Origin of the sequence: Pseudomonas rhizosphaerae, from assembly GCF_000761155.1 — a bacterium.
GTDB classification, from domain to species: Bacteria; Pseudomonadota; Gammaproteobacteria; order Pseudomonadales; family Pseudomonadaceae; genus Aquipseudomonas; species Aquipseudomonas rhizosphaerae.
The window spans coordinates 2,087,917-2,113,291 of record NZ_CP009533.1 but is presented as its reverse complement, the minus strand read 5'-3'; the positions used below and the strand labels follow the sequence as shown (position 1 = coordinate 2,113,291).

Here is a 25,375-nt window from a genome sequence, read left to right as displayed (position 1 = left end):
GCCTGCGCCATGACACTTCAACAATCGCGTCGCCTGCAAAGCGTGGTCCTGGGCTGCCTGGCCTGGGCCATCGCCATCGTGGTGTTCTTTCCGATCTTCTGGATGGTATTGACCAGCTTCAAGACCGAGATCGATGCCTTCGCCACGCCGCCGCAGTTCATCTTCACGCCTACGCTGGAAAATTACCTGCACATCCAGGAGCGCAGCGACTACCTGCACTTCGCCTGGAACTCGGTGCTGATCTCGTTCAGCGCCACTGCCCTGTGCATGTTGATCGCCGTCCCTGCTGCCTACTCGATGGCCTTCTACGAGACCAAGCGCACCAAGCAGACCCTGCTGTGGATGCTCTCCACCAAGATGCTGCCACCGGTCGGCGTGCTGATGCCCATCTACCTGCTGGCCAAGGGCGCAGGGCTGCTGGATTCGCGCATTGCCTTGATCGTCATCTACACCCTGATCAACCTGCCGATCGTGGTCTGGATGGTGTACACCTACTTCAAGGACATTCCGCGGGAAATCCTCGAAGCAGCGCGCCTGGACGGTGCCACGCTGGGTCAGGAAATGCTTCGGGTGCTGTTGCCGATCAGCAAGGGTGGCCTGGCCTCGACCGTGCTGCTGTCGCTGATCCTGTGCTGGAACGAGGCGTTCTGGTCGCTGAACCTCACCAGCTCCGGCGCCGCCCCGCTGACCGCGTTGATCGCCTCGTACTCGAGTCCCGAAGGGTTGTTCTGGGCCAAGCTGTCGGCCGTGTCCACCCTGGCCTGCGCGCCGATCCTGATCTTCGGCTGGATCAGCCAGAAGCAGCTGGTGCGCGGCCTCTCCTTCGGCGCAGTCAAGTGACCCAGGCATCATTGTGCGGCGCACCCCTGTGGGAGCGGGTTCTACCCGCGAAGACGCCCGCCCGAACAACACCTCTTTGCAAAGGACCACACCCATGGCCACTCTGAAAATAAAAAACCTGAAAAAGGGCTTCGAAGGTCTGCAGATCATCAAGGGCATCGACCTGGAAGTGCACGACCGCGAGTTCGTGGTGTTCGTCGGCCCGTCCGGCTGCGGCAAGTCAACTTTGCTGCGCCTGATCGCCGGGCTCGAAGAAGTGAGCAGCGGCACCATCGAGCTGGACGGTCGTGACATCACCGAAGTGACCCCGGCCAAGCGCGACCTGGCAATGGTGTTCCAGACCTACGCCCTGTATCCGCACATGACCGTGCGCAAGAACCTTTCGTTCGCCCTCGACCTGGCCGGCAAGCCCAAGGCCGAAGTCGAGAGCAAGGTGGCCGAGGCGGCGCGGATTCTCGAGCTGGGCGCCCTGCTCGATCGCAAGCCCAAGCAGCTGTCCGGCGGCCAGCGCCAGCGCGTGGCGATCGGCCGGGCCATCGTGCGCCATCCGAAAATCTTCCTGTTCGACGAACCGCTGTCCAACCTCGACGCCGCCCTGCGCGTGCAGACCCGCCTGGAACTGTCGCGGCTGCACAAAGAGTTGCAGGCGACCATGATCTACGTCACCCACGATCAGGTCGAGGCCATGACCCTGGCCGACAAGGTGGTGGTGCTCAACGGCGGCCGCGTCGAACAGGTCGGCTCGCCCCTGGAGCTTTATCACCATCCGGCGAACCTGTTCGTCGCCGGTTTCCTGGGGACGCCGAAGATGGGCTTCCTCAAGGGCAAGCTCAGTCGCGTCGACGCTCAGGGCTGCGAAGTCGCCCTGGATGCTGGCACGCACATCTACCTGCCGCGCGTCAGCCAAACGTTGAGCGTGGGCGATTCGGTCACCTTGGGCATCCGCCCCGAGCACCTCGACCTGGCGCAGGCGGGCCAATGCCAGCTGGCGGTGACCGCCGACGTCAGCGAGCGCCTGGGCAGCGATACCTTCTGCCACGTGGTCACCGATTCGCAAGAACCGCTGACCTTGCGCATTCGCGGTGATCTGCGCAGCCAGTACGGCGAACGCCTGAGCCTGCTGCTCGACGCACAGTACTGCCACCTTTTCGACGCCCAGGGCATTGCCGTGGCCAAACCGCTGCAGGCTGCTGCCTGATACAGGACCGATGATGAAACTCAATCGACAGAATCTGCACCAGCTCGCCGAACACATCCAGTTGCCCGCCTACGACCCGGCCACCCGTGTGCATGGCATCGTCCACATCGGAGTCGGCGGCTTTCACCGTGCGCACCAGGCGTTCTATACCGACGCACTGATGAACAAGGGCGAGGCCGAGGAGTGGGCCATCTGCGGCGCCGGCCTGCGCAGCGATGACCGCAAGGTCCGCGACGCCCTGGCCGGGCAGGATTTCTACTACACCCTGGTGGAGCTGGGTGACACCCCTGACACCGAAGTGCGCGTGATTGGCGCGATCACCGACATGTTGCTGGCCGAAGACGGCGCCGCGGCCTTGATCGGCAAACTGGCCGAGCCTTCCGTGCGCATCGTCTCGTTGACCATCACAGAGGGTGGCTATTGCATCGATGACAGTAGCGGCGAGTTCATGGCCCACTTGCCGCAGATCCAGCACGACCTGGCTCATCCGCAGGCGCCCGGCACGGTGTTCGGCTTTCTCTGCGCCGCCTTGAAGCAACGTCGCGATGCCGGTATCGAGGCGTTCACCGTGATGTCCTGCGACAACCTCCCGCACAACGGCGCGGTCGCACGCAAGGCGCTGCTGGCGTTCGCCAAGCTGCACGACCCAGCGCTGCACGACTGGATCGCCAGCCACGTGCAGTTCCCCAATGCCATGGTCGACCGCATCACGCCAATGACCAGCGATGCCCATCGCGCGCAGCTGCACGAGCGCCATGGTGTCGAGGACAGTTGGCCGGTGGTCTGCGAGCCATTCGTGCAATGGGTGCTGGAAGACAAGTTCGGCGCGGGTCGGCCTGCTTGGGAAAAGGTCGGCGTGCAGTTCACCGACGACGTCACGCCCTATGAAGAAATGAAGATCAAGCTGCTCAACGGCAGCCACCTGGCCCTGACCTACCTGGGCTTCCTCAAGGGCTACCGTTTCGTTCACGAAACCATGAACGATCCGCTGTTCGTGCGCTACATACGCGCTTACATGGACCGGGACGTTACGCCGCAACTGGCGTCGGTTCCGGGCATCGACCTGGAGGGCTACAAGGACACGCTCATCGAGCGCTTCTCCAACCAGGCCATCGCCGACCAACTGGAGCGCGTCTGCTCGGACGGCTCCTCGAAGTTTCCCAAGTTCACCGTGCCGACCATCGACCGGCTGATCCGCGACGGCCAGGACACCGAGCGTGCTGCCCTGGTGGTGGCGGCCTGGGCACTCTACCTGGGCGGCATCGACGAAAACGGTACTCGCTACAGCATTCCTGACCCGCGCGCCGAGTTCTGCCAGGCACTGGTCGCCGACCCGGCATCGCTCACCCACCGGCTGCTGGGTGTCGAGGAGATTTTCGGTACGCACATCCCGCAGTCGGCCGCGTTCGTCGCTGCCTTCGAACGCAATCTCCACAGCCTGCGTACCCAGGGTGTGCATGCCACCCTGGAGCAGTTGCTGGCTGGCCAGGAGTAAGCCGCCATGTTTCTCGGGATCGACTGTGGCACCCAAGGGACCAAGGCGCTGATCCTCGACGCCGACAGCGGTGAGGTACTGGGCCAGGGTTCGGCGGCCCATCACATGATCAGCGGCGAAAACGGGCGTCGCGAGCAGGACACCAGTGACTGGCTCACGGCGTTCGAACAGGCCACCGCACAGGCTCTGGCCCAGGCTGGTATCGATGGCCAGCGCATTCTGGGCATCGGCGTTTCCGGCCAGCAGCATGGGCTGGTGTTGCTGGACGCCGACGGTCAGGCGCTGCGCCCGGCCAAGCTGTGGTGCGACACCGAAAGCACGCCGCAGAACGAACGTCTGCTGGCCGAGCTGGGCGGTGAACGGGGTTCGCTCGAACGTCTGGGGCTGGTGATTGCGCCGGGGTATACGGTGTCGAAACTGCTCTGGACGCGCGAGCATCATCCAGACGTTTTCGCGCGCATCGCCCACGTCCTGCTGCCCCACGATTACCTGAATTTCTGGCTCACCGGGCAGGTTCGCGCCGAATACGGGGATGCCTCGGGCACCGGCTATTTCAATGTGCGCGAACGCCAGTGGGACCTTGCCCTGCTGCACCACATCGACCCCAGCGGGCGGCTGGAAGCGGCACTGCCGCAATTGATCGAATCGCACCAGCCGGTCGGCACCATCCGTCCAGGCATCGCCGCGCGCCTGGGCATCAATCCGCTGGCAGTGGTCGCCAGTGGCGGTGGCGACAACATGATGGGCGCCATCGGCACCGACAACATCCACCCTGGGGTCATTACCATGAGCATGGGCTCATCGGGCACGGTCTACGCCTACAGCGATCGGCCGGCAGTGCTGGATGAGCCTGCGGTGGCGAGTTTCTGTTCGTCTTCGGGGGGCTGGTTACCGCTGATCTGCACCATGAACCTGACCAATGTCACCACGGCGGTGCGCGAATTGCTGCAGCTGGACATCAGCGGGTTCAACAAGGCCGTGGCACAGGCTCCGATTGGCGCCCAGGGCATCTTGATGCTGCCGTTTTTGAATGGCGAGCGGGTGCCCGCATTGCCACAGGCGACCGGTTCGGTACTGGGCCTGACGACGGATAACCTGAACGCGGCGAATCTGTGTCGTGCGGCAGTGGAAGGCACCACCTTTGGTTTGCGCTATGGTTTGGACCTGCTGCGCGCCGGGGGCCTGCAGACCCACGCCATACGCCTGATCGGCGGCGGCTCGAAAAGTCCGGTCTGGCGGCAGTTGGTGGCGGATGTCATGGACACGCCCGTCGTGTGTACCGAACAGCCGGAAGCGGCGGCACTGGGCGCAGCGATTCAGGCGGCATGGTGCGTCGGTCAGGACGCTCGGGGATTGGCCGCGTTATGCAAACGTTGTGTGCGGCTGGACGAAACCAGCCACACCCAACCTGTCGCTGCCAATGTCCTCGCCTACCAAGGTGCCTATCAGCGTTACCGCCAGCACATTCCGCTTTGATAACGAGCACGTGGGTGCAGCCATCCCGTAGGAGCGGTCATCGGCCGCGAAGCAGGCGCCGCGGTACGCCTGCAAAACCGCAGAAACCCTTTCGCGGCCGCGGACCGCTCCCACAGGAATGGCACGTCCTTGACAGTTTCCATCCCGTATTCGCCGCGGATGGTACAGGGCGGTTACAGGTCGGGCTGGATGATTTCGACCCAGTAGCCGTCCGGGTCCTTGATGAAGGCGATGCTCTTCATCCGGCCATCGGTCAGGCGCTTCTGGAAATCCACACCCAGTGTTTCGAAACGCTCGCAGGCTGCGTGGATATCCGGCACCGACACGCAGATGTGACCGAAACCACGGGGGTCGCTGTTGCCGTCATGGTAGGCGAAGTCGGCATCGTTCTCGGTACCGTGGTTGTGAGTCAGTTCCAGAACGCCCGGCATCGACTTCATCCAGGTGGTACGCGCTTTGTCGTCGGTAGGAATGGTCGACTTGTCCACCAGTGCCAGGAAGTACAGGCTGAACTGCGCCTCGGCGAAGTCACGCTTTTCAACCAGGCTGAAACCCAATACACGGGTATAGAAGTCCAGCGACTTCTCGATGTTCTTTACACGCAACATGGTGTGGTTGAAAACGAACTGAGAAGTAGCGGCTTCAGGTTGCGCGGTCACACCGGGCACACTGTTCAAATGATCGAGGCTCATGAAAGCTCCCTTGGATGAATGGGCAGTAGCTGGGGTTCATGATACGGAACGGTAGGGATGATGCCAAACCGGATAAGGCATTGAGTGCGCGACAGTGAGACGCAGGGTAAGTTGTAACGCGGACGATACACATGAAACCGCAGGCAATAAGAAGCCCGCCGAAGCGGGCATTTGGGGCGCTGTTCCATCAGCGGATTTCATAGTGGAACAGTGGCTGTGAAAAGTATGTGAAAACATTGAAGAGCATCTGTTGTTTTTTACGGCACTGCCGGACGGTGTACATCCGTCTGTATAAAAAGATGCAACTTCAGACGCGTAGGAGTGCAGCAAACGCAATTATGTAAGTTTTGTCCGGAACGGCATACGTCAAGAGCGACGCGGCTTGCGCCGCTGCTACAGGGGGCTTTCCTGGTTGTATCAGGCCGGTGCGGATGTGCGGATCAGGTGGTCGAAGGCCGACAACGAAGCCTTGGCGCCCTCGCCCACCGCGATCACGATCTGCTTGTACGGCACGGTCGTCACATCACCGGCGGCGAAAATGCCTGGCAGATCGGTTTCACCGCGGGCATCGACCATGATCTCGCCACGGTTCGACAGCTCGATGGTGCCCTTGAGCCAATCGGTATTGGGCAGCAGGCCGATCTGCACGAAGATACCTTCCAGCGCGATTTCGTGATGCTCGCTGCTCTGGCGGTCCTTGTAGCGCAGGCCGTTGACGCGCTGGCCATCACCGGTCACTTCAGTGGTCAAGGCACTGGTGATGACCTTGACGTTGGGCAGGCTGTGCAACTTGCGCTGAAGCACGGCGTCGGCACGCAGCTGAGTGTCGAACTCGATCAGCGTCACGTGGGCAACGATACCGGCCAAATCGATGGCTGCTTCCACACCCGAGTTACCGCCACCGATCACGGCCACACGCTTGCCTTTGAACAGCGGACCGTCGCAGTGCGGGCAGTAGGCCACGCCGCGGTTGCGGTATTCCTGCTCGCCCGGCACATTCATTTCACGCCAGCGCGCACCAGTCGCCAGAATCAGCGTCTTGGCCTTGAGCGAAGCGCCGCTGGCGAAGATGACTTCGTGGGGCGCGCCGTCCTTGCCAGGCACCAGTTTCTCGGCGCGCTGCAGGTTCATGATGTCCACTTCGTACTGCTTGACGTGCTCTTCCAGCGCTACGGCCAGTTTCGGACCTTCGGTCTCCTGCACGGAAATGAAGTTCTCGATGGCCATGGTGTCCAGCACCTGACCGCCGAAGCGTTCGGCTGCAACACCGGTACGAATACCTTTACGCGCTGCATAGATGGCCGCCGATGCACCCGCAGGGCCACCACCGATCACCAGCATGTCGAACGCCTTCTTGGCGTTGAGCTTTTCGGCCTGGCGGTCGCTGGCACTGGTGTCGATCTTCGCCAGGATCTCTTCAAGACCCATGCGGCCCTGACCGAAGTTCTTGCCGTTCAGGTAGACGCTCGGCACGGCCATCACCTGGCGCTCTTCGACTTCGGCCTGGAACAGGGCGCCGTCGATGGCCACGTGACGAATGTTGGGGTTGAGCACCGCCATCAGGTTCAGCGCCTGGACCACGTCCGGGCAGTTCTGGCACGACAGCGAGAAATAACTTTCGAACAGGAATTCACCCTTCAATGCGGCGATCTGTTCGATGACCTCGGCACTGGCTTTGGACGGGTGGCCGCCAACTTGCAGCAGCGCCAGTACCAGCGAGGTGAATTCGTGACCCATGGGAATACCGGCGAAACGCAGGCCGATGTCCGCCCCAGGGCGGTTGATCGAGAACGATGGCTTGCGCGCATCGTTACCGTTGTCCAGCAGCGTGATCTTGTCCGACAGGGCATCAATGTCACGCAGCAGACCGAGCAATTCTTCGGATTTCGCGCCGTCATCAAGGGACGCGACGATCTCGATCGGTTGGGTGACCCGTTCCAGATAGGCTTTCAACTGGGCTTTAAGATTGGCGTCCAACATGAGGGCGATTTCCGTTTTGAGTGTTTCGAAGACGACAGTTGCCCGCCAGGGCACTTGGCCCCGCGTGAGCGAGATACTTTTGGAGCGATATTACGTATGCGATCCGTCAGGGGTGTATCGCCATAGGAGCGGTCATTGGCCGCGAATCAAACGATGCGATATTTCTGATACATCGCAGCGCCTGATTCGCGGCCGCTGACCGCTCCTACAGACATATAGCAATCCCGAATGAATCGCGGGACACAGCTCGGGAAGCTGCTTAGATCTTGCCTACCAGGTCCAGCGATGGAGCCAGGGTAGCTTCGCCTTCTTTCCACTTGGCCGGGCACACTTCGCCTGGGTGGGCAGCAACGTACTGGGCAGCCTTGACCTTGCGCAGCAGCTCGGAAGCGTCACGACCTACACCACCGTCGTTCAGTTCGACGATCTTGATCTGGCCTTCTGGGTTGATCACGAAGGTGCCACGGTCAGCGATGCCGTCGGCTTCGATCAGCACGTCGAAGTTTTTCGAGATGACGTGGGTCGGGTCACCGATCAGCGGGTACTGGATCTTGCCGATGGTGTCGGAAGTGTCGTGCCAGGCTTTGTGGGTGAAGTGGGTGTCGGTCGACACGCCATAGATCTCCACGCCCAGTTGCTTGAAGGCTTCGTAGTTGTCGGCCAGGTCGCCCAGTTCGGTTGGGCAGACGAAGGTGAAGTCGGCTGGGTAGAAGAATACGACAGACCATTTGCCTTTCAGGTCGGCATCGCTGACTGGCACGAAAGCGCCATTGTGGTAAGCGGTGGCGTTGAATGGCTTGACTTGGCTGTTGATGATCGGCATCGGTGACTCTCCTTCAGGGGGTTGAAATCGTGTTTGAATTCAATAGGGAGCATCCTAAACACATGCTCACCCGATAGCTCATTGGCAAACTGGATGCTATCGATTGGTTTTGCCTATCGCGCCTACCCATAATAAAGAAGAAATATGAACGCGGGGCAATGACGCTGCATTTTGTCGACTTTTCGCACACCTGCACCTACGCCCTCTGACAGCCATGTCCTGGACATGACCGCTAGCATGGGGTCCGCTTTCGCAGATGAGATAAACCTGGTGACTATCAAAACCATCGTGGCCGATGACCATTCGGCCGTTCGACTTGGGCTGCGTATCGCCCTGGAGCGTGCGCCGCGCTCACGTTTCAGCGTGGTCGCAGAAGCGGACAACGCCAGCCGTGTCCTGGAATTGCTGGAGCAGCATGCCTGCGATCTGCTCATCACCGATTACCGTATGCCCCAGCAGCAAGGTGGCGACGGCCTGGCCCTGCTGCGTCAGGTCCGCTTGCGCTATCCGCGCCTGCCAGTGCTGGTGCTCACCACCCTGGACAACCCCATGGTGCTGCGGGCCATTCTCGACTGCGGCGCACGGGGCCTATACGACAAGCAGGAATGCCTGAGCAATCTGAGCACTGCCGCCTACAGCCTGATGCGCGGCAGTCATTACCTGAGTGCGCGCTTCACCAGGCGGCTGGCCGAGTACGAAGTGGAACACCGTGGCGCCCATGAGCGCCTGTCGGCCCGCGAGCTGGAGGTGCTGAAGTTACTGGTGGGCGGCTTGAGCGGACGCGATGTGGCGGCGCGGCTGGAGCGCAGTGAAAAGACCATCAGCCGCCAGAAGCGTTGCGCCATGGAAAAGCTGGGCATCAGCCATGACGCGGCGCTACAGGAATACGCGGCAGTGGTCGGCCTGCCGGACTGACCGGCAGGCGGTTCGGATCAGGCGTCCACTGGCGTGCGCATGGTCACGAACTCTTCGGCGGCCGTGGGATGCACGCCGATGGTTTCGTCGAAGACCTGCTTGGTTGCGCCCGCTTTCAGCGCGATCGCCAGCCCCTGTACGATCTCGCCCGCGTCCGGCCCGACCATGTGGCAGCCCAGCACCTTGTCGGTATCGGCATCGACCACCAGCTTCATCAGGGTGCGCTCCTGGCTGTGGGTCAGGCTGAACTGCATGGGCCGGAAACGGCTTTCGAAGATCTGCACCGAATGCCCCTTCTCGCGCGCCTCTTCCTCGGTCAAGCCCACGGTACCGATGTTCGGCAGGCTGAACACCGCCGTCGGAATGTGTTTGTAGTCCACGGGGCGGTACTGTTCGGGCTTGAACAAGCGACGGGCCACGGCCATGCCCTCGGCCAGCGCCACCGGGGTCAGCTGTACGCGGCCAATCACGTCGCCCAAGGCGAGAATCGAAGGCTCCGTGGTCTGGAATTGTTCGTCGACCTGGATGAAACCCTTGTCGTCCAGCTGCACAGCGGTGTTCTCCAGCCCCAGGTTGTCCAGCATCGGACGGCGCCCGGTGGCGTAGAACACGCAGTCCGCGATCAACTCGCGACCATCCTTGAGGGTAGCCTTGAGGCTGCCATCGTCGAGTTTGTCGATGCGGGCAATGTCGGCGTTGAACTGCAGGTTCATGCCACGCTTGGTCAACTCTTCGCTCAGGTGCTTGCGCACCGCGCCGTCGAAGCCGCGCAGGAACAGGTCGCCACGGTAGAGCAAGGTGGTGTCGCTGCCCAGGCCGTTGAAGATGCCTGCGAACTCCACCGCGATATAACCGCCGCCCACCACGATGACGCGCTTGGGCAATTGCTCGAGGAAAAAGGCTTCGTTGGAGTTGATGGCGTGTTCGCGTCCTGGCACATCAGGAATCTGCGGCCAGCCGCCGGTAGCGACAAGGATGTGCTTGGCGGTGAAGCGCTGGTCATTGACCTCGACAGTGTGCGGATCCAACAGCCGTGCATGGCCTTCGAGCAGCTTGACGCCGCTGTTGACCAGCAGGTTGCGGTAGATGCCGTTGAGGCGCTCAATTTCCTTGTTCTTGTTGGCGATGAGTGTCGGCCAATCGAACGAGGGCTTTTCCAGGCTCCAGCCAAACCCGCTGGCATGGTCGAAATCGTCGGCAAAATGGGCGCCGTAGACCAGCAGTTTCTTGGGCACGCAGCCCACGTTGACACAGGTCCCGCCCAGGTAGCGGCTCTCGGCGACTGCCACTTTCGCCCCGAAACCCGCGGCAAAACGCGCCGCGCGCACTCCTCCGGACCCGGCACCAATCACGAATAAATCGAAGTCATAGCTCATGTTGCTCTCCTGGCACCTGCACGACCCGCGCGAGCCGTAGCCATAAACAAGAACGCCGCTGTCCAGAAGGACAGCGGCGTCGATCATGCTAACCGATTGGACGTCAGATGAACGCCTTGCCGGTTTTGTAGAAGTTTTCGAAGCAGAAGTTGGTGGCGTCGATGTAGCCTTCCGCACCACCGCAGTCGAAACGCTCCCCCTTGAATTTGTAGGCCAGTACGCAACCGTTCTGGGCCTGCTTCATCAGGGCATCGGTGATCTGGATCTCGCCACTCTTGCCTGGCTCGGTCTGTTCGATGAGGTCGAAGATGTCCGGGGTCAGGATGTAGCGGCCGATGATGGCCAGGTTCGATGGGGCATCTTGAGGGTTTGGCTTTTCAACCATGCTGGTCACGCGATAGATGTCTTCACGAATCATGTCACCGGCGATCACGCCGTACTTGTTGGTTTCCTGAGGATCGACTTCCTGAATAGCGACGATGGAGCAGCGGAACTGGTTGTACAGCTTGACCATCTGCTGCAGCACGCCGTCGCCTTCCAGATTCACGCACATGTCGTCCGCCAGCACCACGGCGAACGCCTCGTCGCCGATCAGTGGACGACCGCTGAGAATGGCGTGACCCAGGCCTTTCATCTGCACCTGGCGGGTGTAGGAGAACGTGCACTGGTCGATCAGCTTGCGAATGCCGACCAGGTACTTTTCCTTCTCGGTACCCTTGATCTGGGTTTCCAGCTCGTAGCTGATGTCGAAGTGGTCCTCGATCGCGCGCTTGCCGCGACCGGTGACGATGGAGATCTGGCTCAAGCCAGCCTCCAGGGCCTCTTCAACACCGTATTGAATCAGTGGCTTGTTGACGATCGGCAGCATTTCCTTGGGCATTGCTTTGGTCGCTGGCAGGAAGCGAGTACCGTAGCCGGCCGCTGGAAACAAGCATTTCTTGATCATGTGAGTCCTTACAAAAGAGCAATGCTGACGAGTTACGGCACAGTCGGGTTCAGGCGTCGACTACCTAACAATGCCTGCCGCTGGCCAACCGATTGGTTGATAGAGAAATCCTGATGCAGATAGTTCCACTGCAGGGTAAATATTGCTACAGCGCTTGAGCAACGGAAAATTTCCGTGCACAACTACCCTTGCCGCCTGCCAGTGTATAGCATTGGGCCACCGCATAGCGGACCCCTTGTCTACCTGAAGAATCCCGCCCCATGAGCACCCCCCTGCGTACCACCCTGGCTTCCCTCGCCGTGCTGGCCATTTCAGCCTGCGCGAGCACTTCGCCGACTATCTTGAAGAACGGCCAACAGGGCCTGAACATCGATTGTTCAGGCCAAGCCATGTCCTGGGACAAGTGCGACGAACAAGCCCGCCTGGAGTGCCCTGCCGGCTACCAGACGGTCGCCACGCAAGGCGTGCCTCGGCGCTCGGGCGACGTCGGGCTGGCCGATGCCGACCTGGGCAACTACCAGACCCGTAGCCTGGTGGTGGTCTGCAAGTAGTACCGGTTCAACCGGAAATGCATTTCTCGGCGGCTTGACGCACATCAGCCGGGCGCATGGGCACATTGGACAGGCGCTCGTGCACCTTTATGCTGCTGCCGCCGGAACGATCGTCGACGATCAGCACGGCGGCCGGGTCCTTGGAAAGTTTCTGCGGAACGATGATGCGATAGCCGTCGTGTTTCTGTTCGATCAATGAAGGCCCACGGCTATCGCTCAGTTGGGCGACCACGCAGGTCGAATATTCCTTCGGAGTCTTGCCGGAAATCACACTCATGGTCTCAGGGCTTTTCTCGATGTCCGATACGGTGGCGCAACCACCGAGCATTACCACTGCCGTCAACCAGGCCCACTTCATGACGCATCTCCGTTATCAAATACCCTGTGACCGCAAGGTCAGGAATTTGCTCCATGCATCGGTAGAATTTATCCGTGCTGCGGCGCGCATGATATCGTTGCGCCTTTTCGCGCACCTGTCACTGTGGAGAGCCCATGAAATTCGTTCACCAGCGCGAGCACCTCAATGAAGACGACCTGGTTGTCATCGAGTGCTCCCAGCGCTGCAATATCCGCCTGATGAGCGACGCCAACTTCCGCAGTTTCAAGAACGGTGGGCGACACAGCTATCACGGCGGCGCGTTCGACACCTTCCCGGCCAAGATCAGCGCGCCCAGTACCGGTTTCTGGAACATCACCATCGACACCGCTGGCACCAAGCTGTCGAGCGTGGCGCGCAAGAGCAGCTTCACCCACAAGATCAAGATCGTGCGCCGCACGGCTTCGAAATTCACCTGAGCCAGGAGCACCCATGATCAAGTACGTCATCCGCTACAGCCTGGACGGCCAGCGCCGCTGGGATTTCGCGCACCTGGAAACAGGCTCGCTGGAAGAAGCCCAGGCGGCCCTGCTCGCCCTGCACGGTGACGATGCCGCGAAGATCAGCGACATCCATATCAGCAAGGCCCTCTGACTTTCATACTTCCACGGCCCCGCTTCGCGGCCGATGACTGCTCCCACGGGATGAATACTCCCACCGCGCATATGCATTCTGGTTCGGTGCATATACTCAAACATCACTTTTACGTCTATTTACAAACTGTTATCTTCCGTCGGCTCTGCTAAGAGCCCGCGACCGTGCGCGTGCTTTTTCTGATGATGCGAAAGACAGCCTGAGAACAGGATCACCATGTACGTTTATGACGAGTACGATCAACGGATCATCGAGGACCGCGTCAAGCAGTTCCGGGATCAGACCCGCCGCTACCTGGCTGGCGAACTGAGCGAAGAAGAATTTCGCCCGCTGCGCCTGCAGAACGGCCTGTACATCCAGCGTTTTGCCCCGATGCTGCGCGTTGCCGTGCCCTACGGCCAGCTGACATCGCGCCAGACGCGCATGATGGCCAAGATCGCTCGCGATTACGACAAAGGCTACGCGCACATCAGCACCCGGCAGAACGTGCAGTTCAACTGGCCGGCCGTGGAAGACATTCCCGATATCCTCGCCGAACTGGCCACCGTGCAGATGCACGCGATCCAGACCAGCGGCAACTGCCTGCGCAACGTCACCACCGACCAGTTCGCCGGCGTCGCCGCCGATGAAGTGATCGACCCGCGCCCCTGGTGCGAGATCGTTCGCCAGTGGACTACCTTCCATCCCGAATTCGCCTACCTGCCGCGCAAGTTCAAGATTGCCGTCAACGGTGCCAGCACCGACCGCGCCGCCATCGAAGTGCACGACATCGGCCTCGAGCCGGTGCACAACGAGGCTGGCGAGCTGGGTTTCCGCGTGCTGGTGGGTGGCGGCCTGGGCCGTACACCAGTGGTGGGCGCGTTCATCAATGAGTTCCTGCCCTGGCAGGACCTGCTCAGCTACCTCGACGCCATCCTGCGCGTGTACAACCGCTATGGCCGTCGCGACAACAAGTACAAGGCGCGCATCAAGATTCTGGTGAAGGCCCTGACGCCGGAAGTCTTCGCCCAGAAAGTGGACGCCGAGATGGCGCACCTGCGCGGCGGCAGCACCACCCTGACCGACGCCGAATTGCACCGCGTGGCCAAGCACTTCGTCGACCCGGAATACAAGGCGCTGCCTGATTTCGCTGCCGAACTGGCCCAGCTCGATGCCGAGCACCCAGGCTTCGCGCGCTGGCGCTCGCGCAACACCCTGGCGCACAAGAAGCCAGGCTACGTGGCCGTGACCCTGTCGCTGAAGCCGACCGGCGTGGCCCCCGGCGACCTGACCGACAAGCAGCTCGACGCCGTCGCCGATCTGGCCGACAAGTACAGCTTCGGCCAGCTGCGCACTTCGCACGAGCAGAACATCATTCTGGCCGACGTCGAACAGGCCCAGCTGTTCAGCCTGTGGAACGAGCTGCGCGAAGGCGGCTTCGCGACGCCGAACATCGGCCTGCTGACCGACATCATCTGCTGCCCAGGCGGTGATTTCTGCTCCCTGGCCAATGCCAAGTCGATCCCGATCGCCGAATCCATCCAGCGCCGTTTCGACGACCTGGACTACCTGTTCGACATTGGCGAGCTGGACCTCAACATTTCCGGTTGCATGAACGCCTGCGGTCACCATCACGTCGGCCACATCGGCATTCTGGGTGTGGACAAGAAAGGCGAAGAGTTCTACCAGGTTTCCCTGGGTGGCAGCGCCAGCCGGGACGCCAGCCTGGGCAAGATCCTCGGCCCTTCCTTCGCCCAGGACGCCATGCCCGATGTCATTTCCAAGCTGATCGACGTGTACGTGGAAAAACGCACCGAAGACGAGCGTTTCATCGATACCTACCAGCGGATCGGCATCGACCCCTTCAAGGAGCGCGTCTATGCAGCGAATCATTAAGAACAACGAAGTCGTCGACGAAACCTGGCATCTGCTGCCCAAGGACACCTCGTTCGACGGCATCAGCAACTGCGACGACCTGATCGTGCCGCTAGCCTTGTGGCGCGAGCACGGGTCGGCGCTCAAGGCCCGCGACGGGGGCCTGGGCGTGTGGCTGGACAGCGACGAGGAAGCCGAGGAAATCGGTGAGCAGGCCAACGAGTTTCAGGTCATCGCCCTGAACTTCCCGGCCTTCACCGACGGCCGCAACTACTCCAATGCACGCCTATTGCGCGACCGCTACGGGTTCAAAGGCGAGCTGCGCGCCATTGGCGACGTGCTGCGCGACCAACTGTTCTACCTGCACCGCTGCGGCTTCGATGCCTTCGCCTTGCGCGCCGACAAGGATCCCTACGAAGCACTGGAAAGCCTCAAGGATTTTTCCGTGAGTTACCAGGCCGCTACCGACGAACCGCTGCCGCTGTTCCGTCGCCGCTGATCGACACTGCCCTCGCGCCGCAAGCTCGGCGCAAGGGCAGCTGCAACGCACTGCCGCTACCTGTCTGCTACGCCCTCACGTGGCCTCGCCTCCTACTGCCTGCACCGACAGCGTCCGGATCAGGCCAGTTTCCGCCACACGCTTGCCCTGGTCGATCTGTGCATACAACTGCAAGCGCTGATCTTCGGTCAAATCCAGTCGCACCGGCATGCCCTCGGCATCCTGCCAGACGAGCGGCGTTTCGGGGTCCAACTTCATGCTCCCCAGCTCAGCCAACACTCGCTTGCGTCGCTCGGGTTCCAGGCTGAAGGCATCGTCAGCGCTGATCGCTTCTTCAAAATGCGCCAGTACATCCCCCCACAATTGGTTGATGGCTTCGAAACGTTGTGGATACACACGTCGCAGGTAGAGTGCCCAGAATGGCTGTTCCACCAACCACTGGAGCAAGCCCGTGCCGTTTTCCTGCTTGAGCACGCCCTCGCCCACGGCCGTGACCGTTTCGGCCGCGAGAATTTCGCCGTAGCGCATGGGCGGTTGCGGCCGCAGCCCCAAGGTTTGTTCCAGACGCGTACGCAGCAACAGGCGAATTTCCACTTCGTCCGGATGGCCGTCCAGCAACTGGGCGTCGGTGATGCGGTCCATGGGATGCAGGGCTGGCGGCTGAGCCTCATCGTCAAGCAGCGCGGCGCGGCGGTTCAGGCGCGCCTGAGTGATCTGCACCGCATATTCGTCCACCAGTGCGGCCTTGTAGAGCTGACGACCCAGCGTCAGCAATGGTCGCAACATCGACTCGCCGCCGTCCAGGCTCACGGAGGCCGCCTGCCAGGCCGCCACGCGTGTCTCGAAGTCGTCGAGCATCAGGCTCATGCCGTCGCCGCAGGTGTTTTCGACCAAGGTAGCTTGCTCGAACAATTGGCTGCGCAAATCGAAACGCCCGAGACCGTCCCCCTCTTCCCGGTAATAACCCGGCACCACGGCTTTCATGATCTCCCACATGCGCGCTTTGTAGGTCTCGGGAAACTGCAGATAAGCCGCTGTCGAGCTGACCCGATCCATGACCCGATAGAACGCCTCGGCCTCCGGGGCCGAGCGGTCCGACTCGATGCGGTGGCGCAAGCTCGGCGGGCAGCCGTCCAGCCACAGCGTGTCGCCGACGCCGCCAGCCCCACCTGGGCCCACGCCCCCGGGCGCACGAAAGTGGATGCCCAGCCCTCTGAGGCGACGGCGGTGTACCAGTGCCAGCGGATTCACATCCAAGTCCAGTACGTACTGTCCACGCAAGTAGAACGAGCGCAGCAAACGGGTGAACTGCAGGTTGGCCAGATCAGGGATTTCGGTGATGTCGTTACGGCTGAGAATCACCGAACGCAACGCCGTGGTTCTGCGCGTCATCAACGCCGTCAGCCCTTCGGGCCACTCGGCGATGCCGGCGGAGTCCAGCATCAGGTGGGTCAGCAGGGCCATTCGGGTAACGTCGGGCGCCAGCCCCAGGTTATTGAAGCCCAGGCTCAGTGTCCTCAGGCGGCTCAGGCGCGCCAGGGACGCACGCCCCACGGGTGTCAGCTGCAACAACGTACTGCGCAGCGCCAGCTCTTCGAGCTGCTGCATGCTTCCCAGGACCTGCATGGCGCCGTCGTCGAACTGCAAGGGATTGTTCGACAGGCTCAACCCATGCAACTTTTTCAATCGCGCCAACGAGCGCATGGCGTTTTCGTTGATGGCTATACCCCGAATCTGGTGGGCGTCGTCTTCAGTGAGTACGCCCTCGAAAGCATCGTTCATGTTGAGCAACAGCAGGTTGCTGCCGTCGTCGGTCGACAAGGGCCCGAACGGATCGTCGCCGGCGACGATGCGGTTGTCGTTCAGGCTCAGGCCACCGAGCTTCTTCAGTTCCTTGATGGCCGAAGGAATGGCGCTGAGCCGGTTATCTGCAAGCGACAACACCTTCACATTGGGAAACCGGCTGATAAAGAACGAAGGATCTTGCGAGAGCCCCATGCCATCGAGTCGCAGCTTGGCGATATGACTGAAGTCGGCGGTCAGCAGCGGTAGTGTACCCACTACATTGCCACTCAGGTTCAGGTCGAAGGTCTCCCCTCGCCAAGCCTTGAGCAGGCGGTTGCGAGCCAGCGTGCGGGCCTCGCGGTAGCCTGAAGGCTCGCGTTGCCATTCCAGCAGGGTTTGATCCAGCACACGGTATTCCTGCTCGAGCCGCTGCACCGCGATTTCGTAGCTTTCGCCTTCGCGGCGGATGGCGTGGCGCAGCGTGCGCATCTGCTCGTCGTTCAGGCTGGGGTACAGCGCTCGCAATCGTCGCCGCTGGCCCCAGGAGCTTTCGCCACGGCCACTGAGCACATAGCCAATGCCTTGCGGGGTTCGCACCGGCGACCTGAACCACGGCTGCACCGCACGCTGGCCCAGCAACTTGCCGGCCTGCGGCCGATCCTTCGCGGCCAGCGCCAACAGGCGCGTGCGCAGTGCGTCGCTCTGATGGCGCGCCAGGCCTAGGGCATTGAGCTGCGCATCGGGCAACGCGCTGCACAGGGCGCCGAACAGATCCTGCTGGCCTCCCAGCTCCTGTTCACGCTGATCGTAGGCGCGATAGCCTTCCTCGCTTCTGACGATGTATTTGAGTTCGGCGGCATCCGAAGGGCCGGCAGAGGCCAGCTGTCTGCCTGTGACGGACGCTGCGCGCAGCTCGACCCGCGTAGTGGGCAACCAGCCGGGCAAGCGCTCCAGCAGGCCCATGGCCAGGATGTCACGGTCGTCGGAAACACGGCTGGCGTCGATCAAGCCCTCGCACGCCTGATTCAGGCGACTCTCGCGGCCGAGCATCACCGCCTCCTCGGCCATGCGCGTAGGCACACGACTGCGAGTGCGCAGCGTTGCCAATTCCCAATCGCTGCCCGCGGCGGCGACCTGGTTGGCCAGAATGGACGAGACCTGGGGAAAATCACGTTGGATCAGCGCGCCTTCGGCACTCAATGCCGGTTGCTGGCGTGCATAGAGGCTGGCAGCTATCTCACTGCGGCTGGCCTGCACGGCGTCCGCCAGGGCGCCAGCCAATGCCGTGCTCTGTGCCGGTATCGTGCTTTCCACGCTGTCGGCAAACAGGGCGGCCTTGCGCTTCGCATCCAACTGTTCCACGACCCGGCGCGCGAGCAGCCCCTGACGCCATTGCTCGCGCGTCACGCTGACGGTGGCGGCGCTGTGGTCGCCGTAATCAATGAAACGCCCGTCGGTTTCCAGCAATCGCAGGCCCACCCCTTCCGGCCATCCGGCCAGACGTGTGACCAGTGGCAAACAGAATTCGCCCCCTTCGCCCGGTGCCAGGCTTGCGCGAACACGTGCCTGCAAACGGTCGACGTCGCGTCCGGCGCGGTAGCGCAGCAAGCTGTCACGCAACAGCGCCGGTGCCGGTTGCTGATTGACATGCACTTCACGCAGCTGGTCAGGGGTCATGCCACAAGCGTCGCTCAGGGCGAGCAGTTCAGTGTCGGTCAAGCGCTCGGTGATCGCGCCAAAACGACGCAGCAACGTCGCGCCCTCCCACTCCAGAGGTTGCTCGTGAACGTGCTGCCAGCCCCCCGCTTCGTTATGCAACCAACGCGGTCTGTAGGAGCCCGACAGTTTTGGATGTTCGAGCACCCAGTGCTGGCCGGCACTGTCGAACATCAGCTCATAGACGTGCATGCCTTGCTTGACGAACGTCTTGCCATCCATCTGGTATTGGCCTAGCGCGTTGGGTTCGGCATCCTCGGCCAGCACTGCGTCGCTTGCATAGGGGCTCAAGTCGGGGTGCAGCAAACGCTGGCGTCCACCCGTGTCGGTGATCGGTACCAGCTCTTCCATGAACGGCGAGCGAGCCAGCGCGACCCCGCCGGCGACACCGGCCGCCAGCATCGCCACGTTCTGCGCCACGGCGCCAAAGTGGGCGATGGCCTCCTGAGTCTGTCCATGCTGCCAGTCGTCCACGCCCACGCACAGGTCGGCCACCAGCTGTACCGCGCCGACCGCTGCGGCCAGCTCGCCCAGGCCTGGCACCACGAACGCTGCCGCATTGAAGGCAGCGGACGCCAGCCCTTCCCACCAGGCAATTCGCTGTTCGCGTGCCAAGGCATTTTCATCGTCGGTAGGGACGACGATCAGGCGTGCCGCTTCGGCCAGGTTGATCAGTTGCTGGTTGTACAGCAGACGCACCAGCGTGCCGGCCACCGCATAGCGACGCACGCCAATGTCGGCGTTCGGGTCGGGCACCCCGGGCTTGGCGAACGCTCCCGGTACGATGAACGGAACGGGCGACAGGGTGTTGAGCAGGCGTTCGGTGAACACCTCGCGCGAACGGTGCGGGACAAAGCGCTGGAAGTAGTTGCGAAACGCAGGTTGGCGCAGCTTCTCGCGCAACGCCTCGGCGAACGCCTGCAGGGAGGCATACTCCATCAGCGGCTGATCCGGCGCGCCGGGCATGTACACCACACAGTGTGCGGCCCCACTGACTGGCTCGATCAAGACACAACCGAGCAGGCTGTGGCCCTGGTTGAAACGAGTATGCAGCAGGCCCAACTGACAGAAATGCACGGTTTCACCCGACCATTGCGCAGGTTCCAGACGCTGCGGCCGGGTGATCTGCAAGAGCATCTGGTACGCCGCTGGGCTGATGTGCCCGCGCATACGCGCGGCCACGGCGTCGGCGTCCAGGGCATCGCGCAGGCTGTGCTGAAAGGTCAAGCCGATCTCGGCCTGCTCGGCATCGGCCGTAGCCGACGAACTGGAGAGCGGCCGGAAGACCTGTTGGAAGTGCTCCTGATACTGCCGACCCAGGTCCAGGCTACGCACGAAGGCGGCGAAATCGTGAGGTTCCAGGGCAATCCGGGCGTTGCTGGGATAACGATAGGCAACCTTGCCATCGTCCTTGATCGTGACGCGGAATACGCCCACCGGCAAGATCACCGACCCGGATTCGATACCACCGGCCTGGGCTTCGGCAGGCAGAAAGTTCTGCAGTGCGGCCTCGAGCAGCGTCTGGTGGTGAGGGACCAGCTCCGTACTCAGTACATCGCGCTTGCGCACCATGCGGATCAGTTCGTGCTTGTTCACATCCAGATGCAGGTCGGGGTAGCGCTTGTCCAGGGCCGCTTGCAGCAAGGGGGTGCAGAACGCCGCAGGTGATTGAAAACGGGCTGTCACCGCAGCCGCGGCGGCGCTGGACCCGGCGCTCAACAGCGAGCTTTTGAAATAGTCTGCGCGCATCGGCGCTTCGGCACGGGTCAGCCACTGGGGCAATACCGTTTCGATCAAGGCCTGGTGAGTCGAGTCCGACGCGGGGTCGGCGTGTTCAAGGGTCATGGCTGTGCTCCACTGCGACACCGGCCACACCATGTGGCAGGTCCGGTACGCAGTGAAACAAGGTGCAGCCCCAGGCTTGCGGTAGATAGGTCTGGGGACCTCAGCCGGCCATGGCCTGCTCGGTCAACTGCCGTAGCAAGGCGGCTTCGGCAGCCTGCTCCTCGACCTGAAGGGCCACCAGTTGCTCGTCGTAGGCGTCATCGTAGGCCTGCGCAGCCAATGCCTCACGGCGCAGCTGGAACGGTGCCAGGGTCTGTTCCAGCTGCGCTGCGTGCTGGCGTCGCAGGTAGCCTCGCCAGTAATCCTGGCCCATGTGCCAGTCCAGCAGCGCTGGAAGGGTTTCTGCAGCCAGCACCTGCGCAGCTGCAGCGTCGAGCTGCGCGGTGGTCACCGGTTCGGTCGCCGCGAACAGCATGGCTTCGGGCTGGTTCAGCAGGCCCAGGCGTTGCGCCAGGCCGATGCGATAGGCCAGCAGCAGTTCGACTTCCTCGAACTCGTCAGGCTCCATGCCCCGCGCCTCGATACGTTGCCGCATGTCCAGACGGGCGATGGCTTCGACCCGGTCGAGGCGAAACAGGCTGCGCGACGTGGCCAGCAGCTCGGCGGCGCGCTGCGGCCCGTCAAGGGTTGGATCGTTGGCCTGGGCGAACATCAGTGCGGCCTCCAGATCGTTGAACAGGGCGATCACCTCATCGCCGCAGGTTTCCGGTCGCTGGGCCAGGGCGAACAGGTCTTCACGCAGGCTCGGGGAGCGCGCGGCACCGTCGATGACCGCCCAGGCACGGGTGGCAAGGTGCTCCGGTACGCGGCGGCTGTCGGCAGTGTCGCTCAGCCGCGCGAGCAGCTGCATGAACCGCGCCGAACCAGGCGCCTGGCGCAGCGTTTCGAGGCGCTGGGCACTGTCGATGTCGGCGTTGGCCGCCAGCAGTGTGAGGTAATCGAAGTTCACCCCTACCGCACTCAGCCTGGCCAGGCTGCGGGCACTCAGGTGCGTGTGGGACAGGGTCAGCGGTGTGATCACTTCGGAATGCTCGCCGAAAAACGCCAGTGCCTGCAGTGGCGGCACTTCGACGATGGGATTGTCTTCGAGCGCCACCCGACGCAATGACAGCGGATCGCGCGACATTAGGTCGGTCAAGCCGCGCGGCCAGGCTTGCAGGCCGCAGTTGCGCAAATCGAGTGCGCCGATCACGGGTAGCAGTGACAGGTCCAGGTGCTCGCCCAGCGGGTTGCCGGACAGGTCCAGTGAATCCAGGACCGACATCGAGGCCAATGCCTGCATCGCTGCCGGCGTCAGCACCAGCCCCGTGTCGCGCAGCCACAGGTTTTCCAGATTGGGCAGGCGTGCCAGCTCCAGCAGATGTTCAGCCATGGCTACATTGTCGGTCATGTCCAGCGAGAGATAGCGCAACGGTGTCAGGCTGGCCAGGGTGCGCATCGCCTGTGCCGGAATTCGCATCGGGTTATCGCGCAGAATCAGGGCCTGCAATTGGTGCAGATCGCGCAGCCGGTCAAACATGCCCGGTGAGGCCGCCAGCCGGTTGTGCTCCAGCGCGATGGACTCCAGGGCACTGAGCTGCGAGACCTCGGCCGGGATCTCGGTGAGGAAATTACCTTGCAGATCCAGCACCGCCAAACCCGGGAAACTCAGCAGAAATCCCGGCGGAAAACTTGCCAGGCCCGAATTTTCCACAGACAGATAACTGATCCGACTGAAGTCCCCTTCCAACGTCGGCAACGGTCCGATGCGCAACTCGGACAGGTCGAGAAAATACCGGGAGTGAGGCCACGGCGAGCTGTCCATGGCGGGGGCTTGGTTGCGCCAAGCGGCCATGATGCGCTCCCGGGCTTCGAGGCGGTCGGCTGGATCCACCGCTATGACCTCTCCCCGCGGGTCAAGTGCAGTGGCTGGCTGCGCCGCCCAGCGTTCCAGCACGCTGGCCAGTCGCGCACCCTCGGCTTCACGGCGGGCCTGCGCCAGACCGGCGGCCATGCCTGGTCCCACTGGCTCTTCAGGCAGGCGCGCGCGTCCGCTCAGGCGAAAGCCCAGGCGTCCGTCTTCCAGGCGCTGGGGCGTGGTGAACCTCGAAGGTCGGCGTTGGCCAAGCAACCGCGCCGCCCTTGGACGATCGGCAATGGCCAACTCGAACACGGCCTTGGCGGTGGCTGCCGGGCGTTGCGCCGCTGGCAACAGTTTCAGCAGGCCCTCGTGCAACCTGACGCTCTGGGTGCCTGTCAGTTGCGGCAGCAAAAGCCCTGAAATCGCGCGGTTCAGCTTGTAGTCCCAGACAGCCTTGCGGGCCATCACGGCCAGGCGCAGAGGCACTTTCTGCCCGGCGCGCAGGCGATTGCGCTCCAAGGCACTGGCTCGACGCCAGATCTCGTCGCCGAACGCCGCCGGCAGGCGGGGGAAATCCCTGTGCAGGGCCTCGGCCGGATGGCCGATGGGCCAGCCCGACGATGCAGCGGACGCCCCCTGCCAGTCTTCAGCGCAGACCCTGAGTGCGGCGGGCATGGGCGCATCGCTCAGATGCAACGCCCTGATCTGCCGGCCCCGGTAGCCTGCAGCCTGCCGAATGCGCTGCAGGGTTGCGGCATTCATGTCATCCAAGGGTGGACCCAAACGACGCATCGCCTGGTCCGACGTCCATTGCCGCGGATCTTCATGGGCGGCTCGCCAGGCGCCTTCGCCGTTGTGCCGCAACGGGATGCGCATGCCCCACTTTCGATCCGGATGCTCCAGATGCCACTGTCCGAGTTCGGCATCATGGCTTTGCCGGTACAGCACGCTGTCCATCTTGATGTACTGCTCGCCCGCCCACTGGTATTGGCCCGCAGCGTTGGGCACCAGGTGATCGGGCAACGGCTCCTGGCTGGCGAAGTCGTCGAGCGTGACATTCCACAGACGCGTCGTGCCTGCACGGTCGATCACCGGCAGCATGCCCTCGACGAACGGCGAACGCGCAATCGCTACCCCTGCCCCCGCCGTCACCGCCACCAGAGCGGCATTCTCGGCCACATTGAAGAAATGACTCATGGCCTGCTCGGTCTGCCCATGGGTCCAGTCGTCGATGCCCACGAACAGATCACCGAGCAATTGCGCTGTCCCCACCGCCGCCATCAACACGCCCACGCCGGGCACGAAGAACGCGGACGCATTGAGCAAGGTCAAGCCCAGTTCGGCGTACTCGAGCAGCCGGGCTTCGCGCACTGCCTTGTCGACATCCGCACTCGGCACGACGAACGCACGCGCATCGGCTGCCAGTTTGTCGAGCCAGGTGTCGCAGAGGCCTGCGACCAACCGCCCGGTGCCGGGTTTGAGTCGCAGGCCGATGTCGGCGTGTGGATCGTCCTGGCGCACCGGGCTCGCCCACGGTGCCAAGGGTGTGGGCCGCAGCGTATCGTTCAAGCGTTGCAGGAACGTCTGTCGGTCGGCCTGGGCGATGAACCGCCCAAAATAGTCCGCATACCCCAGGCGCCGCAGTCGCTCGCGCAGGTCGTCGGCGAAGACAGCGAAACTGGCGTAGGTCTTGAGCGGGGTATCGGGCTCACCTGGCATGTAAACGATGCAAGGAGCATCGGCCGCAGCGCGGGTTTGAACGATGCGCAGGCCCGACAGGGGGTAACCGTCCGTGAACCAGGTGCCAGTGCTTGCAGGCTCGAAATGACTACCGGCTGGCCATTCCATTTCGTTGCCACTTCAGGCTCAGCCACCAGGTCGAGCAGCACTTGCCGCTCATCTGCCGCGATGTCGCCCCTGAGCATCGCTCGATGGGCCTGCACGGTCAGTTCTTCGCGGATATTGCTTTCCAGGCTCTCACGCACCCAAGCCTTGCTGCCGTCCTGCGGCTTGAACACGGTGTTGAAGTGAGCCTGGTACGCCTGGCCCAGGTCCAACGAACGGCACAGCTCGGCAAAGCGTGCGGGCGCGATGGCAAGCACCTTGGCAGGGGCGTAGCGCCAGCCGAAGTTCTCTGCCACCACCAGCTGCAAGGCGTCCGCCGGCAGCAGCAACGTATCGCCATCGAAGGGCTCGTCTGCGGCAAAGTTGTTCATGGCCGCTTCCAGCAGCGTGCGGCGACGCACGGACGTCACCCGTCGATCAAGCTGGTAGGTGCGCTGAAACTGCACCCATTGGGCACTGGAAACATCGATATCCAGATTGAATCGCGCCTGGATGGCGGCACTCAACACGCTTTCGGCAAAAACGCCCGGCGCCTTGAAACGACGTATCAAGGCCGCCACCTTGGCGGCGGCTGCCTGGTTGCGTTTCAATGCCTGGTGATAGGCGGCGCGATCGTCGGCGCTGGCATGGGTGAGCCAGGCCGGTATGCGCTGGGTGATCAGATCAAGGTGCGCAGGCTGCGGGCCTGCAGGGGAATCGAGGTCGAACGTGGCCACAAGGATGCTCCTT

18 protein-coding genes and 1 pseudogene are annotated in these 25,375 nt (G+C 62.5%); 10 read left to right on the top strand and 9 right to left on the bottom strand.

The genetic code is table 11. The features are described 5' to 3' along the window. Window positions 1-9 precede the first annotated feature (9 nt). From LT40_RS09420 to xylB, 4 genes are all read left to right on the top strand, one after another. The gene (locus LT40_RS09420) at window positions 10-840 is read left to right on the top strand and encodes a carbohydrate ABC transporter permease (protein WP_043189237.1); all 831 of its coding nucleotides are present in this window, start codon (window positions 10-12) and stop codon (window positions 838-840) included. A 94-nt stretch (window positions 841-934) separates the two neighbouring features. Continuing rightward, window positions 935-2,038 (top strand): ABC transporter ATP-binding protein, encoded by a 1,104-nt coding sequence (locus LT40_RS09415; RefSeq protein ID WP_043189235.1) that lies wholly within the window; start codon window positions 935-937, stop codon window positions 2,036-2,038. A 13-nt stretch (window positions 2,039-2,051) separates the two neighbouring features. Further along, the gene (locus tag LT40_RS09410) at window positions 2,052-3,533 is read left to right on the top strand and encodes a mannitol dehydrogenase family protein (RefSeq protein ID WP_043189233.1); all 1,482 of its coding nucleotides are present in this window, start codon (window positions 2,052-2,054) and stop codon (window positions 3,531-3,533) included. A gap of 6 nt (window positions 3,534-3,539) precedes the next feature. After that, window positions 3,540-5,009, top strand: a complete 1,470-nt coding sequence (xylB, locus tag LT40_RS09405) for a xylulokinase (protein ID WP_043189231.1) — start codon at window positions 3,540-3,542, stop codon at window positions 5,007-5,009. 173 nt (window positions 5,010-5,182) lie between these two features. On the opposite strand, the gene gloA is transcribed toward xylB, so the two are convergent. From gloA to ahpC, 3 genes are all read right to left on the bottom strand, one after another. Continuing rightward, the gene (gloA, locus tag LT40_RS09400; protein WP_043189229.1) at window positions 5,183-5,701 is read right to left on the bottom strand and encodes a lactoylglutathione lyase; all 519 of its coding nucleotides are present in this window, start codon (window positions 5,699-5,701) and stop codon (window positions 5,183-5,185) included. A 417-nt stretch (window positions 5,702-6,118) separates the two neighbouring features. Beyond that, the gene (ahpF, locus tag LT40_RS09395; RefSeq protein ID WP_043189227.1) at window positions 6,119-7,681 is read right to left on the bottom strand and encodes an alkyl hydroperoxide reductase subunit F; all 1,563 of its coding nucleotides are present in this window, start codon (window positions 7,679-7,681) and stop codon (window positions 6,119-6,121) included. 259 nt (window positions 7,682-7,940) lie between these two features. Continuing rightward, the gene (gene ahpC / locus LT40_RS09390; RefSeq protein WP_043189224.1) at window positions 7,941-8,504 is read right to left on the bottom strand and encodes an alkyl hydroperoxide reductase subunit C; all 564 of its coding nucleotides are present in this window, start codon (window positions 8,502-8,504) and stop codon (window positions 7,941-7,943) included. Between the two features lie 270 nt (window positions 8,505-8,774). Here ahpC and LT40_RS09385 point away from each other — a divergent pair, with 270 nt between their 5' ends. Next, window positions 8,775-9,419: a response regulator gene (locus tag LT40_RS09385; protein ID WP_043193537.1), complete on the top strand. Its 645-nt coding sequence runs from the start codon at window positions 8,775-8,777 to the stop codon at window positions 9,417-9,419. Between the two features lie 17 nt (window positions 9,420-9,436). Here the strand turns inward: LT40_RS09385 and gorA are convergent, their stop codons facing one another. Together gorA and galU are read right to left on the bottom strand one after the other, a co-directional pair. Continuing rightward, window positions 9,437-10,795: a glutathione-disulfide reductase gene (gene gorA / locus LT40_RS09380; RefSeq protein WP_043189221.1), complete on the bottom strand. Its 1,359-nt coding sequence runs from the start codon at window positions 10,793-10,795 to the stop codon at window positions 9,437-9,439. A 103-nt stretch (window positions 10,796-10,898) separates the two neighbouring features. After that, window positions 10,899-11,741, bottom strand: coding sequence for a UTP--glucose-1-phosphate uridylyltransferase GalU (gene galU / locus LT40_RS09375; RefSeq protein ID WP_043189218.1), 843 nt, complete (start codon window positions 11,739-11,741; stop codon window positions 10,899-10,901). Between the two features lie 260 nt (window positions 11,742-12,001). On the opposite strand from galU, the gene LT40_RS09370 reads away from it, so the two are divergent. Further along, entirely contained in the window at window positions 12,002-12,292 is a 291-nt protein-coding gene (locus tag LT40_RS09370) for a hypothetical protein (RefSeq protein WP_043189217.1), read from the top strand. Window positions 12,293-12,299: 7 nt separating this feature from the next. Here the strand turns inward: LT40_RS09370 and LT40_RS09365 are convergent, their stop codons facing one another. Beyond that, window positions 12,300-12,650 (bottom strand): hypothetical protein, encoded by a 351-nt coding sequence (locus LT40_RS09365; protein ID WP_043189215.1) that lies wholly within the window; start codon window positions 12,648-12,650, stop codon window positions 12,300-12,302. A gap of 134 nt (window positions 12,651-12,784) precedes the next feature. On the opposite strand from LT40_RS09365, the gene LT40_RS09360 reads away from it, so the two are divergent. From LT40_RS09360 to LT40_RS09350, 4 genes are all read left to right on the top strand, one after another. Next, the gene (locus LT40_RS09360) at window positions 12,785-13,087 is read left to right on the top strand and encodes a DUF1883 domain-containing protein (RefSeq protein WP_043189213.1); all 303 of its coding nucleotides are present in this window, start codon (window positions 12,785-12,787) and stop codon (window positions 13,085-13,087) included. Between the two features lie 13 nt (window positions 13,088-13,100). Further along, window positions 13,101-13,262 (top strand): hypothetical protein, encoded by a 162-nt coding sequence (locus LT40_RS21740; protein WP_167335522.1) that lies wholly within the window; start codon window positions 13,101-13,103, stop codon window positions 13,260-13,262. A gap of 216 nt (window positions 13,263-13,478) precedes the next feature. Further along, window positions 13,479-15,137, top strand: a complete 1,659-nt coding sequence (locus LT40_RS09355; protein WP_043189209.1) for a nitrite/sulfite reductase — start codon at window positions 13,479-13,481, stop codon at window positions 15,135-15,137. After that, window positions 15,121-15,615: a DUF934 domain-containing protein gene (locus LT40_RS09350; protein WP_043189207.1), complete on the top strand. Its 495-nt coding sequence runs from the start codon at window positions 15,121-15,123 to the stop codon at window positions 15,613-15,615. Before LT40_RS09355 ends, LT40_RS09350 begins: the two co-directional genes overlap by 17 nt. 75 nt (window positions 15,616-15,690) lie before the next feature. Here LT40_RS09350 and LT40_RS09345 read toward each other — a convergent pair whose 3' ends face one another. The 3 genes and pseudogenes from LT40_RS09345 to LT40_RS22135 all read right to left on the bottom strand — a co-directional run. After that, window positions 15,691-20,961, bottom strand: a complete 5,271-nt coding sequence (locus LT40_RS09345; RefSeq protein ID WP_043189204.1) for a dermonecrotic toxin domain-containing protein — start codon at window positions 20,959-20,961, stop codon at window positions 15,691-15,693. Window positions 20,962-21,061: 100 nt separating this feature from the next. Continuing rightward, the gene (locus LT40_RS22140; RefSeq protein WP_084139773.1) at window positions 21,062-24,649 is read right to left on the bottom strand and encodes an NEL-type E3 ubiquitin ligase domain-containing protein; all 3,588 of its coding nucleotides are present in this window, start codon (window positions 24,647-24,649) and stop codon (window positions 21,062-21,064) included. Continuing rightward, window positions 24,625-25,206 (bottom strand): annotated as a pseudogene (locus tag LT40_RS22135) (dermonecrotic toxin domain-containing protein); the annotation flags it as partial. The gene LT40_RS22140 and the pseudogene LT40_RS22135, both read right to left, overlap by 25 nt. Between the last annotated feature and the right edge of the window lie 169 nt (window positions 25,207-25,375).